Here is a 13279-nt window from a genome sequence, read left to right on the forward strand (position 1 = left end):
GTGGAACAGGCATCTTGCCTGTTCCATTCCACAAGAAATGAATTTTCATCTTGTGGAACAGGCATCTTGCCTGTTCCTAAAACGCTTATTAAAAATGCTTCAAGATGTCAGTTAAACCAGACATTTACGAAAATCCTCTCGCAATTGATTTTCGTTTAAGTTGCGGCCGATGAATACAAGCTCATTTTTCGGAGTTTCGGTGGCTTTCCAAGGTCTATCCGCCCGGCCATCGAACACCATATGTACTCCTTGGAAAACAAATCGCTTGTTTTCTCCAGCCATATTCAAAATACCTTTTGTCCGAAAGATATTTGTGCCTTGAGTTCGCAACAATTCCTCAATCCAATCGCTAAATTTGTTGCCATCAATAGCACCAGATTCGACTATTGCTACCGAGGTAACAGTTTCGTCGTGTTCGTGAGTGTCTTCGCCCAAAAAGTCTGGTTCGATTTCTAATGCCCGGTTCAAATCAAATGCTTTAACGCCCAACAAAGCATCCATTTGTAATTCAGCATTGTGAGTACGGTGAATTTTTGCCATTGCATTCATGGCGCGAATTCGTTTTTCTAATTCTGCCAATTCTTCCTCACTCACTAAATCAGTTTTGTTGAGCAAAACTACATCAGCGAATGCAATTTGTTCTTGAGCTTCCTCTGCGTCCCAGTGCTGCCAGATGTGCTTGGCATCAACTACCGTGACAACTGCATCTAGCAGTAATGTGTCCCGCATATCTTCGTCTACAAAAAAGGTTTGAATTACGGGTGCGGGGTCGGCTAAACCTGTGGTTTCGATGACTATGTGGTCAAATTTGTCTCGCCGCTTCATTAAGTTACCGATAATCCGAATTAAATCTCCTCGGACTGTACAGCAAATGCAGCCGTTGTTCATCTCAAAAATTTCTTCATCGGCATCAATTATCAGTTGGTTGTCGATGCCTACTTCGCCGAATTCGTTGACGATGACTGCAACTTTTTTGCCGTGTTCCTCTGTTAAAATGCGGTTCAGTAGCGTAGTTTTGCCTGCACCCAGATAGCCCGTGAGAACGGTAACAGGAACTGATTCGATCGCCCCAGCAGTCACCATACTTTACCTCGATTGTTGTACAATGATAACCATTATCGCTATTCTACACCAGACCTGCTGGCAGCAGCAACATATTAAATAATGTTAATAAATTGTTCGTGAGAGCTTGTAGGGGCGAGTTTTACCAATAATATGTGCTGCCATTCAAAATATCGATAAACCCGCCCCTCTCAGAGGACAATTAGTTGTTAATCATAGCTGCAATTCGATCGCGCTCTAACTCTCGACCAATCAGCACTAATTTGGTTTGGCGGAGTTCCGAAGGTTGCCAAGGACGATCGTAAAAATATTCTATGCGCGAACCCACACCTTGCAACACCATCCTCATCGGTTTCTTGGGAACCGCCACAAATCCTTTAATCCGATAGATTTCCTCCTGCTGCATCAACGATTGCAGTTTTTTCACCAAAGCTTCAGGTTCAAATTCGCGATCGGCAATAAAGAAAGTCGAGTTAATATCATCATCATGTTCGTGTTCCTCCTCAGTGTCGTGGTGACTCGGACGAGACTCCAAATCATCCTCAACCGCCGCATTAAATCCCATTAGCACATCAGGGTTAATTTCGCCACCTTTGCATGGCACAATTTTCACACTAGGACGCAACTCTTGTTGCAACCAGCTTTGGACTTTCTTGTGAGTTTCAGCATCTACGCGATCGACCTTCGTTAAAAGTACCATATCGGCACAGGCTAACTGATCTTCAAACAATTCCTCGATCGGAGTTTCGTGATCTAAACTAGAATCAGCCTGCCGCTGTGCCATCAAAGCATCGATATCACCGACAAAAGTACCGCTAGCAATGGCTTCGCAATCGACAACAGCAACCACACCGTCTACAGTAGCACCCGTGCGAATTTCCGGCCAGCGAAAAGCTTGAATCAAAGGTTTAGGAAGTGCGAGGCCCGAAGTCTCAATTAAGATACAATCAATTTGTTCTCTGCGCTTCAACAATTCCTGCATAGTCGGCAAGAATTCCTCTTGAACAGTGCAGCAAAGACAACCATTTGTCAGTTCAACAATATTGCTGCTGACATTTTCTTCTTCGTCGCAAACTTGGCAATCGCGCAGCAGTTCTCCATCAATACCGATTTCGCCAAATTCGTTAACCAGAACAGCAATGCGGCGACCTTGATTATTTTGCAATAAGTGGCGAATTAAGGTAGTTTTGCCGCTACCGAGAAAACCAGTGATGACAGTAACAGGAATTTTGTGCATTGATAATTTTGTGCTTATTGGGTGATGGGATATCTCGTTCCCAGGCTCTGCCTGGGAATGCTAATCTAGAGGCTCTGCCTCGCTGGAATAAAGGAGCGCTTTTAATAGGAGGCAGAGCCTCTGGGTATGCGTCACCAGGCAGAGCCTGGGAACTAGAAGGAAAGGGAAAAAATAAAATCCTTACTACAAACCTATCTAATTTGGTAGTGGGGGAATCTTTGCTAAAACACCTTTTTTCAGAGCTTGAGGACGCTCAGACCAAGGCAACAAACCGTCCGGTTTAGCATAGTATTGACCCGCGCATTCGAGTACCGCCTCGACGCTTTCCGACTCATTTGCTGGTAAATCACCAAACAGATAAGTGTACTTTCCAACAGCAGCAAAAGACACCGCACAAGAGTGACTGCAAGCACTCATGCACTCAACCTCTTGAATCTCAAATTTATCAGAAAACTCCCAATCTTTAGCTAGTTGCGACAAATTTTCCATGAATTGTTGACCGCCGCTTTTACCTTCGCGCTTGCCGTTTTTCCAAACACTAGCGCAAGCAGTGCAAACAAATAGACTGTGCTTTGTGCGTACAGCCGCATTAATTCCATCCATCATCCGTACCTCGCAGATGCGTTCAAAAGTGAGTTAGATATCGGCGGGCATTCTGACTTGAGAAACCACAAGGGTTTCATTACAGTTGCGGGACAGCGCCGGACTTGCACCGAACTTTCCCCGTTTCCTCTAACGGCTGCTCCCCGCTAGAACCGATCGCGAAATCATATCATACCGCACTTGCCGCCTTTTTGGAAAAAAGTTATGTTTGTAGGAGCGATCGTTTCGTTCGCAGTAAGGACTAAAGTCCTTATAACATAACGGCTTAAGGACTAAAGTCCTTACTACCAACCATAGTAATTACCTATGAACGCTTTTCCTGACTTTTCCCAACATGGCTATCAAGTAAGTCGCGAACTCGGATACAACAGTTTGGGAGGCCGCGTCACCTATCTCGCAGCAAAAATTAACACAAAAAAATCCGTTGTAATTAAGCAATTTCAATTCGCTCAATTAGGTGCTAGCTGGACAGAATACGAAGCTTACGAACAGGAAATCAAAGTGCTGCAAAATCTGGATTTTCCGGGCATTCCCCGCTATCTCGATTCTTTTCAAACTGACAGCGGTTTCTGCATGGTGCAGGAATACAAAAATGCCGAATCTGCTGTCGCGCGGACTTTTTCGCCGCCGGATATCAAGCAAATTGCGATCGCAACTTTAGAGATTTTAGTTGACCTGCAAGCTCAGAAACCGCCGATAATTCACCGCGACATTAAGCCAGAAAACTTGTTAATAGATGACGAACTCAATGTTTATTTAGTAGACTTCGGTTTTGCTCGGCTAGGAGGTGGAAATATCGCCGCTAGCAGCGTCGTCAAAGGCACGATGGGATTCATGCCACCCGAACAAATGTTCAACCGAAAATTAACAAAAGCATCCGACCTTTACGGCTTGGGGATAACGCTGATTTGCTTGTTAACTGGTACGAAATCGGCGGATGTCGGTAATTTAGTTGATGCCAATTATGGCATTCATTTCCGGCATTTAGTACCGCCATTGCAGCAAGGTTGGATGAATTGGTTAGAAACAATGGTAGCGCCGAGAATTCAAGATAGATACAAGTCGGCTGCGGATGCTTTGGCCGTTTTGAAATCTTTGGATGTCAGCAGCTTGCCGAAAGTGAGAATTGAGCGCGATCGCATTCAATTCACCGCCACAGAATATGGAAAAATCTTAACAGGGACGATTGCCATTAGTAACCCAATTCCCGATACAATACTTTGTGGCAGGTGGGAAGTCGCGCCGCATCCGAACGATCCGCCCCACACGCCCTACGACCACTCTTGGATCTCCTTTGAACCGCAGGCATTTGAAAGCAATAATATCGAGTGCACAATCGCCGTCGATACGAGCAAATTGCTGGAAAGTCAAACTTACAACCGCCAAATCATCTTGCGCGCAAATTCTGAACCCGAAACTCATACAATAGAATTGCAAGCTACAACAGCCCCGCTGCCCGAAACTCATACAATAGAATTGCAAGCTACAACAGCCCCGCTGCCCGTACCGCAAAAAACTAATTTTTTGTCGGTATTCATGCTGACTTTTAGCTGGTGTTTGATCTTAGCAACTTTTATGCGCTGTTTGCTGGGAACAGTTTGGATATTTTCCTCAATTGATTCTATTTTCCCCTATCCGCAGGTTGACATCTTTTTGTATTCGGGGACTACTACTATCATGCTTCCCATCAGTCTTACGAGTGGCTTATTGGGATTTTTAGTCGCCGAAATCGCTATTACAGCCCAATCAAACAAATATGATTTTAATTGGTTTCTAGCTTTAGGTGGAGGGTTAATAGGATTGATATTTGCTAATGTTATTAGCAGCATATTAACCAGTATTGTTTTTGATGTCGCGAAGGGTACGGTCGATTATAAATTAATGAGTTTTGTGTATGCTGGGTCAGTGCTGGTTTCGCTCGCAGCAACTTTACTTGGAGCCTTAATACTAGGAGGAAGAATTACGAATGTTACGATCGGAAATGTTACGATAGTAGCAGTTATTATGCTGCTTTTATCATTTTCCTTGTATGCTAATAGCTTTAGCGTCGTCTTGATTCTAGCGCTGGCATCCCTGATTTACAAGATAGTCACTTCGGTATTTAATAAGCTGATGAACCAGCAGATAGCCAGACAAATTTTTGAAGTAGATGCTACCAAAAGAGCTTTTCTTACTGCCGGATTTTGTATGAGTTTGTCAGTAGCATTTATAAACTTTTTAAAGTTAAAATCTCACTTAGCAGGGGTTGAACCCAGAGAAATATTAGTTGTAGGAGGAACGATAATAACATCTCTAGCCGTCACTGGAATTCCGTTAATTGACTCGCTCGTTTTTAAACCAAAAAGAATGCTTGCCAACTATCGCAAATCCCTACCAAATTTAATTAAACCGTAAAAACTTGTTCGCAGCAAGGACTTTCAACCTCAATGACTGAAGTCCTCACTAAAAACCTTACCAAACATTAAGAGTCTGCATTCCTGCCTGTTGTTGGCGGATTGTTTCGAGAGTTCGCTTTAAATCCAACTCTTAAAAACCTCGCTATTAACTATCACAACTCTCAACCACTAACTATAGCACTCCTAAATCATTTGTGTAATTATTGTAGGGGCAAACCCCCCGTGGTTGCCCCATAAGGCCGGGGTAGGCACGGGGGCACTACCCCTACATCTTTTTACGACTCATTTAGGATTGCTATATCAACGACCAACTATTTACCTATGAATGCTTTTCCTGACTTTTCCAACTACGGCTATCAAATAACCCGCGAACTCGGACACAATCGCACTGGCGGTAGAGTTACTTATCTCGCTACCGAAATTAATACCAAACGTTCCGTCGTCGTCAAACAATTTCAATTTGCCCAAACAGGCGCTAATTGGGATCAATATCAAGCTTGCGAACAAGAAATTCAGATTTTGCGAGAACTCGACTATCCTAGCATTCCCCGCTATTTAGATTCCTTCCCAACTGCATCGGGTTTCTGCATGGTGCAAGAATACAAAAATGCCCCTTCCTTGGCAAATTCTCACCGCTGGAAGCCCGAACAAATCAAGCAAATTGCTATCTCTGTTTTAGAAATACTCAAATACCTGCAAAATCGGGTTCCGCCAGTCATCCACAGAGATTTAAAACCCGAAAATATTTTAGTAAATGACCGGATGAATGTCAGCCTTGTCGATTTCGGATTTGCTAGAATCGGCGGGGGAGAAGTGGCCGCCAGCAGCGTTGTTAAAGGCACTTTGGGCTTTATGCCGCCAGAACAAATGTTCAATCGGCAGCTAACTGTTGCATCGGATTTATACAGTCTCGGCGCGACGCTAATTTGCTTGCTAATCGGCATCAATTCTACCGAAGTTGGCAGTTTGATGGACGATACCGGGCGGATTAATTTTAAACATCGCTTGCCGCAGCTAACTCCAGAGTTTCTTGACTGGCTGCAAAAAATGGTGGAACCTAATTTCAAACACCGCTATCCTTCGGCGGATGCTGCCCTCAATGCTTTGATTCCCCTAGAGGTAGTTCAGCAGCGTAACAAGTCAAAACTCGCACTGATATCAGTCGGATTATTAACAGCAATTGCTGCTATTTTTATTCCTTTGCTCTGGAAATTTGTCTATCTCAAACCAGTAATCACCGCAGAAAAGTTAAATCCTCAGACTCAAGTGATGTTAACTGACGAACTAGAATCGACAAAAACTCGATATTTTTGGTCTTTGAAGCAAAACAAAAAAGTCTATTTTGCTGTAAGTGCTGCTAACTTGCCAGAAGGAGAATATAGAAGTCATTGTAAGGTTGTCAACCCTCAAGGACTATTCGCAGCCCAGAGTCAATCTTATTTAAAAACGACGGGCGATCGATTAAATACTTGGTGCTGGTACAATTTTAAACAAGATGACAAACCTGGCAATTGGCAGTTTCAATTTTACTTAGACGGTCAAAAAGTGACGCAAAATAGTTTCAAGGTCTTACCTTAACGTTCGGGCTCGCACTTAACTTGGCACTAACCTTGTTCCGGGCTGGCAGTGAATTTTTTTGCCGTCAAAAGTTGGCGGATTCCAAGTTTCTGCATAACTTGCGTTCTCCCGATCGCTCTCGCATATAGCACTAATAGTTTTTATTAGATTGCTACCCTTTTCTTTGTAAGCAAATACTGCGCCCGTGTAGGATTTCCCGAGGTTCCTATCAGTAGATTTGGCGATCGCGATCGCGCTTTCAAATTGTGCTGGTTCGCGGTGATTGTGCAAAGTTTGAACCGGGCCCATTGATGAGACGATCGTGTAATTATAGTTCTTGGTCTGTTCTTTAAATGCCCCACGGAATATTTTTGCAATGGAATCGCTAAATTGACCGTAGGTTCTATAGTATAATTGCTGCCCTATATTGATGCCTGAAATATCTCGTAGGGGTTCAGAATAAAATTCCTTATCCCTTGACAGGGACGAGGGCAGGTCGATCGTATTGAGTTTGAAATCGTAAAATAACGCGATGATGCCAGCCACAACCGCGCTGTAAATTGCAATCCTCGGCAGCAAACTGGATACTGGAAATCTCGATTTTTTACGGGCTTTAGCTACATTGACTGACATTTTTTTAACTGTCATAAAGTTAATTTGCCAAGCTTGTAGGGTGCGCCACAAGCACCCTACAAACTATAAATTATGCAGTTTCGTGCTGTTTGTGCCATGCGGGATGCCACAGCAATTCAGCAGTCGATCGCTTCTCGACCATTTCAGGAGTAATCATACAGTTAGCCACATCCTTGCGAGAAGGCAACTCGTACATCACATCCAGCATTAACTCTTCTAAAATGCTGCGGAGAGCTCTCGCACCGGTTTTGCGTCGATAGGCCTCCTGGGCGATCGCCCGTAGCGCTTCCGGCTGGAATTCCAATTCCACGCTGTCCATCTTCAACAGCTTTTGATACTGCTTCACCAGCGCATTCCGGGGCTCAGTCAATATCTGCATCAAAGCTGCTTCATCCAGCGGCGAAATCACCGTCACCACCGGTATCCGCCCGACAAACTCAGGAATCAAACCAAACTTGACTAAATCGTCCGGCTGTACCTGCTGCAAAATATCAGCGGCCCGCTTATCCTTCGCCGGCAAAGTTGAGTTGCTGTCGCTTTCTGTTGGCTGAATAAAGCCCAAGGATTTTTTACCTAAACGCTGTTCAACTATTTTTTCCAAACCGACAAAAGCACCGCCACAAATAAATAGAATTTTGCTAGTGTCAACTTGAATAAAATCTTGGTAAGGATGTTTGCGGCCACCTTGCGGGGGCACGTTAACCACTGTTCCTTCCAACATTTTTAGCAGCGCTTGCTGCACTCCTTCTCCCGATACATCTCTAGTGATCGAAGTGTTTTCGCTTTTGCGAGCAATCTTGTCAATTTCATCAATATAAATAATGCCCCGCTGCGCCGATTCGACATCAAAATCGGACATTTGCAACAACCGCAGCAAGATATTTTCTACATCGTCGCCGACATATCCAGCTTCTGTCAGTGTCGTCGCATCCGCTACCGCAAACGGAACTTCGAGCATTTGCGCCAAACTTTGCGCTAACAAAGTTTTGCCACAACCTGTGGGCCCGACTAGCAGGATGTTTGATTTTTGCAGTTCTACATCGCTGTCAGGGGAAGACTTGTCGCTATCTTTAGCTTGGTCAACGCTCAAGCGCTTGTAGTGGTTATAAACTGCTACAGAAAGGACTTTTTTTGCTGAATGCTGGCCGATGACGTGGTTGTCTAAATGCTGCTTAATCTCTGTTGGTTTCGGAATTTGAGCTAAAACAATTTTCGATTTGTTCGATCGACCCGGGCGCCGCGTTCCTTGTCCCTGAGACTCTCGCACCTCTGATTGGGGAATCTGTTGACCAATTGTTTTACTGGAGTCAAAGAACTCCTCCTCTAAAATTTCATTGCACAGTTCCACGCATTCATCGCAAATGTAGACGCCGGGCCCAGCTATTAACTTGCGGACGTACTCTTGCGACTTGCCGCAAAAGGAGCATCTCAGATGGGAGTCATATTTTGACATATTTGCCTCTTAATTTACGGTTGCGGTTGCTTGTTTCGACTGGGGAAGTTGCCGCGGGAGTGACCTTAGCTGTGCCCTAGAAGGGTTTCCCGATCGGACACCCAAGCCAGTCAAGCTTCGCGATCTCTGTTTCTAAGTTAACACTTTTGAGGCTTTAGTCATTAGTCCTTAGTCATTCGACCAAATTTTGAATTTTTAATTCTTGAAGGTAAAGCAGCACTGGCTTACCATTTTTTGTATTCCAAAAATTTTCCCGACATAATTATTTTCACTCGATCGCCTTTTGGGTCTGCTTCTTTCTCGACATCCATAGTAAAGTCGATCGCGCTCATAATCCCGTCACCAAATTTTTCGTGAATCACTGCTTTGAGTGGCATCCCGTAAACCTGCATAATTTCATAGAAACGATAAATCAGCGGGTCAACCGGAACCGAGGCCTCCAAAGAACCTTTTAACGGAGGTTCACAGAGAACCGCAGCCGTCTCGCTATCTAGTCCCAAAGCCGAGATAATTTTCTCGGCTTCATCTGCTGATGCGGTAGCTTGACGGTAAATAACCGCAGCAATCCAAACTTCGTCGCGCCCCAAAACTTTTTCCAAATCTGCAAAACTAATTCCCTTAGCTTTTTTAGCCGCCAAAAGCTTTTCTGTAATTCCTGAAATTGCCATTAAATATTCTCCCCTTCACTTCAGTGTCAGATGTGAAATATGTCTCACATTTTGGTGATTTTGTCAATACCAAATCGAGAAAAAAAATCGAATTGATAGGTCGGCACTTCAGCCAAAGTTGGTCTCGTCAACCCCCACAACTCATACAATTTGAGATTTGAGATTGGAAATGTTAGATTGGCAATGACTGATGACTACCAGGGTTGAGAGCTAGTCAACAGTTGCATTCTTTTTTCCAACTGGTATCACCACTGATACAACTGATAAATCCTAAAATAACTCATAACTGCCCTGCGACAATGGTACAGTTGGCAGTATATGTAATAAAAGTTACACACGCAAAGGCCTTCGGCTGAATTTTGATCGTGCTAGCCTGAAGCTCAATCCTCGCTCACGCAGGCAAAGCCCCTTTACCACTCAAAATCGGCAACTGACAAAAGTATGGAGATTCAGACCAAAGATTACACGATCCAGTACGATCGCGCTACGCAAACTGTCACCTGTAGCGGCTCGTTCCGACTCAGCCAGGTGGAAGAATACGCACCGATCGTCGATCTGCTCAACGAAGTGGCTGACTCCTGCCCAAACACGGTGACTCTAGACTTGCGAAAGCTAGAATTTTTAAATAGTTCGGGAATTAATATTGTCTCAAAATTTGTGATCAAAGTGCGTCAGCAAAAAAATATTCAAATCGCCATCAAAGGTTCTAAACAGATCCCCTGGCAGATAAAATCCCTGAAAAACTTGCGGCGGCTGATGCCTTCCTTGCAATTAGAATTGGAATAATAGGGAAAAAGGTAAAGATAAATCCCCGGCTAAGTCCGCGAACCAGGATCAGGGTGGCTGAAGTTAATCGGAATAAGTCATAGTTAAACTAGCACAAAACCATAAAAAACTTCAGAACCGACTAAAAATTACCAATTTTCAATTGCTATGCAGGAAGAACCATCGACAGAACAGCTACTTTTCGACGTTCAGCGGCTGAGTGCGGAACTTGAAAACTTGAAGCGCGAAAAGGTTGACCTAGAACTTTTGCTGGAGACTACCACCGAACATTCAGATACGATGGAAGCTCACTTGCTGAGCAAAGCTCAGTTGGCGCTGCGTTCAAGCGAAGAGCAGTTTCGGGCGATCGCCTCGGCAACTCCCGTGCCGATATTAGTTTCTCGCCTCTGTGACGGCTTAATTCTGTATGCGAACGCTCAATTGGCTTCTCTGCTGAACATACCCCTAGAAAAATTGATCGGCTGCAGCACTCCAGACTTTTACTTCAACCCCGCCGATCGCCCAAAGGTACTTGAGGCACTTGCTAAGGACGGATACCTCCAAAACTACGAAATCCACTGCAAAAAATCAGACGGCACAGCTTTCTGGGCGATGATCTCGGTTCAGTCGCTGGTGTTTAACGGCGAGCCGACAGCATTGTGCGCCTTGTACGACCTCACCCAGCGCAAGGAAGCAGAACAAACCCTGCAAGAGAGCGAAAAGCGGCTCCGCCGCCAGAGTTTGGCTTTGTTGCAGCTAGGTAGACAGAGGACTCTCAACAGCGGTGCGCTGAATGTGGGAATTCGCGAAATTACCGAGGCTGCAGCCCGCACTTTGGATGTGGAAAAAGTCAGCGTCTGGCTTTACAACCACGGAAGATTTGGAACTCGCTACCCGAACGATCCCCAGCTAAATTTTACGGAGAGAGTGCTCGCCCACAACCAAACAGAGCCACTCGATACAGAGGCCGCTGCCTCAGAGCAGCACGAGGGGGTGAATCATTCTAAGTTTAAAATGCCCAACCTGAAATTAGTTTGTCTCGACTTGTACGATCGCACCCAGGAGAATCATTTGAGCCGGGAGTGCATATCGGCAAGCGATTTTAATTTTTCAATTTTAGATGTTGAAGGCGACGCACCGGGCGAAAATTTGCGATCGGAGAATGGTTTAGAACCTACGACAAAGACTCAAAACTCTCTACAAACAAATTTGTCCCACTCATCTTCGCTAGCCGAACATTCCGCTGTGCTGCCAAATGCCAGCAAGCCCAATTCATCCATATTAAATGTAGCAATTAGGCTCGGTGGGCAGATCGTGGGCATCCTCTCTCTCGAACATATCGGCGCGCCCCGCCAATGGGCTCTGGAGGAACGCACCTTCGCCGATTCTTTGGCAAATTTGGTAGCGCTGGCGATCGAAGGATTTGAGCGCCAGCGGGCTCAGGAAGCACTCTCCAAAGCCAAAGCGCAGCTAGAAATGACCGTCGATCAGCGCACCGCTCAACTCACCACCGCCAATAAACTGCTCCGCATCGAAATTGCCGAGCGCAAAAGAGCCGAAATAGCCTTGCAAGAAGCCTTACACAAAGCTGAAGCAGCTTCGAGAGCTAAAAGCACTTTTTTAGCCAATATGAGCCACGAGCTGCGGACACCGCTCAACGCGATTATCGGTTACAGCGAAATGCTACAAGAAGAAGCACGGGAATCGGGACTCGAAGAGATCATTCCCGATACCCAAAAAATTTATAGCGCCGGCAAACACTTGCTGACTTTAATTAACGATATTCTCGACCTTTCTAAGATAGAAGCCGGTCGCATGGAGCTTTATTTAGAAAAATTTGACCTCTGTAATTTAATAGAAGAAGTCGTTGCAACTTTGCACCCTTTGGTCGAAAAAAATCACAATCAATTGCAAGTTTCTTGCTCTGAGACTTTGGGAGTGATGTATGCAGATTTGACTAAAGTCCGGCAAATTCTGTTCAATTTGCTCTCGAATGCCCTGAAGTTTACCGAAGGTGGAACCGTGCTGTTGAGCGCGACTCGCGAACCAGCAGGTGACAGCGATTGGGTTTATTTGCAGGTATCTGATACGGGGATTGGAATGTCGGCCGAACAGCAGCAGGGTTTGTTTCAACCTTTTATTCAAGGGGACGCTTCGACTACTCGCAAGTACGGCGGCACTGGTTTAGGATTGGCCATTAGTCGCTTGTTTTGCCAGATGATGGGCGGCGATATCACTGTTGAGAGTGAGTTGGATGTGGGATCTACTTTTACTGTTCATTTAAAGGCAAAAGTTGATATTAGTTAGAAGCAAGTTGGGCAACTAGCAATGGGGAGCATCTCAATGAAAGCAGCCAAGCCCAAAATAGGAGTTAGGAGTCAGGAGTCAGGAGAAAAGATCCAGAAGGAAGAAGTCAGGAGCCAGAAGAAGTGTTTTTACAAATATGAGCGGCTCCCTAGCAATGTAGGGGATTTAAGGGATTTAACGGGTGGGGGTTTTGCCAGTAATTATGTTGGGGATTTAAGGGATTTAACGGATGGCAAAAGATGGAATAATTCCCCCATTACCAATTCCTCCATTACCAATTAACCATTACCAATTACCCATTCCCTTTTTAATTGTGACACCGATCGCGATCGACCTCTGTTTTCGATCACACAGCAGCATTTTTTTTCAGCCTAGAATACCTATATTATCTCAAAATTGTCCTGCAGGCCCGATCGGGCGCCTCGCTGCATTTACAAATCCCACCTCAATCTAATTAAAGGGGTGGGGGGTTGCTTCCAGAAAGCCAATTTGGTAAAAGTAATGCTATGGTCGCGAACCAGTAGAAGGCAAAATTTAACAGGAAATCAGGAAGTTTCAAAAGTCTCTGGACGCAGAAACAGAATTCTGCTTTTTGCCT

At 44.8% G+C, this 13279-nt stretch carries 11 protein-coding genes and 1 riboswitch; of the genes, 5 read left to right on the forward strand and 6 right to left on the reverse strand.

What is annotated here, in order from left to right:
- Positions 1-111: 111 nt before the first annotated feature.
- The 3 genes from QUB04_RS07020 to QUB04_RS07030 all read right to left on the reverse strand — a co-directional run bounded on the left by QUB04_RS07020 (position 112) and on the right by QUB04_RS07030 (position 2905).
- Positions 112-1083 carry a GTP-binding protein gene (locus QUB04_RS07020; RefSeq protein WP_333282663.1) on the reverse strand — a complete coding sequence of 324 codons (972 nt, stop codon included), beginning with the start codon at positions 1081-1083 and terminating at the stop codon, positions 112-114.
- A 181-nt stretch (positions 1084-1264) separates the two neighbouring features.
- Positions 1265-2299, reverse strand: a complete 1035-nt coding sequence (cobW, locus tag QUB04_RS07025; protein WP_333282666.1) for a cobalamin biosynthesis protein CobW — start codon at positions 2297-2299, stop codon at positions 1265-1267.
- Between the two features lie 195 nt (positions 2300-2494).
- The gene (locus tag QUB04_RS07030; protein WP_333282669.1) at positions 2495-2905 is read right to left on the reverse strand and encodes a DUF1636 domain-containing protein; all 411 of its coding nucleotides are present in this window, start codon (positions 2903-2905) and stop codon (positions 2495-2497) included.
- Between the two features lie 22 nt (positions 2906-2927).
- A riboswitch (cobalamin riboswitch) is annotated at positions 2928-3074 on the reverse strand.
- Between the two features lie 134 nt (positions 3075-3208).
- Between QUB04_RS07030 and QUB04_RS07035 the strand changes: the two genes are divergently transcribed.
- Together QUB04_RS07035 and QUB04_RS07040 are read left to right on the forward strand one after the other, a co-directional pair.
- Entirely contained in the window at positions 3209-5296 is a 2088-nt protein-coding gene (locus QUB04_RS07035; protein WP_333282672.1) for a serine/threonine-protein kinase, read from the forward strand.
- 323 nt (positions 5297-5619) lie between these two features.
- On the forward strand, positions 5620-6876 hold the full coding sequence (locus tag QUB04_RS07040) for a serine/threonine-protein kinase (RefSeq protein WP_333282675.1): 1257 nt from the start codon (positions 5620-5622) through the stop codon (positions 6874-6876).
- A gap of 15 nt (positions 6877-6891) precedes the next feature.
- Here the strand turns inward: QUB04_RS07040 and QUB04_RS07045 are convergent, their stop codons facing one another.
- The 3 genes from QUB04_RS07045 to cynS form a co-directional block, all read right to left on the reverse strand.
- Positions 6892-7503 carry a type IV pilin-like G/H family protein gene (locus QUB04_RS07045; protein ID WP_333282678.1) on the reverse strand — a complete coding sequence of 204 codons (612 nt, stop codon included), beginning with the start codon at positions 7501-7503 and terminating at the stop codon, positions 6892-6894.
- A gap of 55 nt (positions 7504-7558) precedes the next feature.
- Entirely contained in the window at positions 7559-8941 is a 1383-nt protein-coding gene (clpX, locus tag QUB04_RS07050) for an ATP-dependent protease ATP-binding subunit ClpX (protein ID WP_333037102.1), read from the reverse strand.
- 224 nt (positions 8942-9165) lie between these two features.
- Positions 9166-9609 carry a cyanase gene (cynS, locus tag QUB04_RS07055; protein ID WP_333282681.1) on the reverse strand — a complete coding sequence of 148 codons (444 nt, stop codon included), beginning with the start codon at positions 9607-9609 and terminating at the stop codon, positions 9166-9168.
- Between the two features lie 441 nt (positions 9610-10050).
- Between cynS and QUB04_RS07060 the strand changes: the two genes are divergently transcribed.
- From QUB04_RS07060 to QUB04_RS07070, 3 genes are all read left to right on the forward strand, one after another.
- Positions 10051-10395: a slr1659 superfamily regulator gene (locus QUB04_RS07060; protein ID WP_333282684.1), complete on the forward strand. Its 345-nt coding sequence runs from the start codon at positions 10051-10053 to the stop codon at positions 10393-10395.
- Between the two features lie 147 nt (positions 10396-10542).
- A complete protein-coding gene (locus QUB04_RS07065; RefSeq protein ID WP_333282687.1) occupies positions 10543-12681 on the forward strand; it encodes an ATP-binding protein in 2139 nt (712 codons plus the stop codon).
- 36 nt (positions 12682-12717) lie between these two features.
- Positions 12718-12963 (forward strand): hypothetical protein, encoded by a 246-nt coding sequence (locus QUB04_RS07070; RefSeq protein ID WP_333282689.1) that lies wholly within the window; start codon positions 12718-12720, stop codon positions 12961-12963.
- Positions 12964-13279: the final 316 nt, after the last annotated feature.

The sequence above is a fragment of the Microcoleus sp. D2_18a_B4 genome (genome assembly GCF_036702475.1).
GTDB lineage: Bacteria > Cyanobacteriota > Cyanobacteriia > Cyanobacteriales > Microcoleaceae > Microcoleus.

Bases quoted from the DNA above. Each gene is read 5' to 3' on its own strand.
- QUB04_RS07045 (WP_333282678.1), bottom strand. From the start codon at position 7,503: ATGACAGTTAAAAAAATGTCAGTCAATGTAGCTAAAGCCCGTAAAAAA.
- QUB04_RS07030 (WP_333282669.1), bottom strand. From the start codon at position 2,905: ATGATGGATGGAATTAATGCGGCTGTACGCACAAAGCACAGTCTATTT.
- cobW (WP_333282666.1), bottom strand. From the start codon at position 2,299: ATGCACAAAATTCCTGTTACTGTCATCACTGGTTTTCTCGGTAGCGGC.
- QUB04_RS07070 (WP_333282689.1), top strand. From the start codon at position 12,718: ATGAAAGCAGCCAAGCCCAAAATAGGAGTTAGGAGTCAGGAGTCAGGA.
- QUB04_RS07020 (WP_333282663.1), bottom strand. From the start codon at position 1,083: ATGGTGACTGCTGGGGCGATCGAATCAGTTCCTGTTACCGTTCTCACG.
- QUB04_RS07035 (WP_333282672.1), top strand. From the start codon at position 3,209: ATGAACGCTTTTCCTGACTTTTCCCAACATGGCTATCAAGTAAGTCGC.
- QUB04_RS07065 (WP_333282687.1), top strand. From the start codon at position 10,543: ATGCAGGAAGAACCATCGACAGAACAGCTACTTTTCGACGTTCAGCGG.
- clpX (WP_333037102.1), bottom strand. From the start codon at position 8,941: ATGTCAAAATATGACTCCCATCTGAGATGCTCCTTTTGCGGCAAGTCG.
- cynS (WP_333282681.1), bottom strand. From the start codon at position 9,609: ATGGCAATTTCAGGAATTACAGAAAAGCTTTTGGCGGCTAAAAAAGCT.
- QUB04_RS07040 (WP_333282675.1), top strand. From the start codon at position 5,620: ATGAATGCTTTTCCTGACTTTTCCAACTACGGCTATCAAATAACCCGC.
- QUB04_RS07060 (WP_333282684.1), top strand. From the start codon at position 10,051: ATGGAGATTCAGACCAAAGATTACACGATCCAGTACGATCGCGCTACG.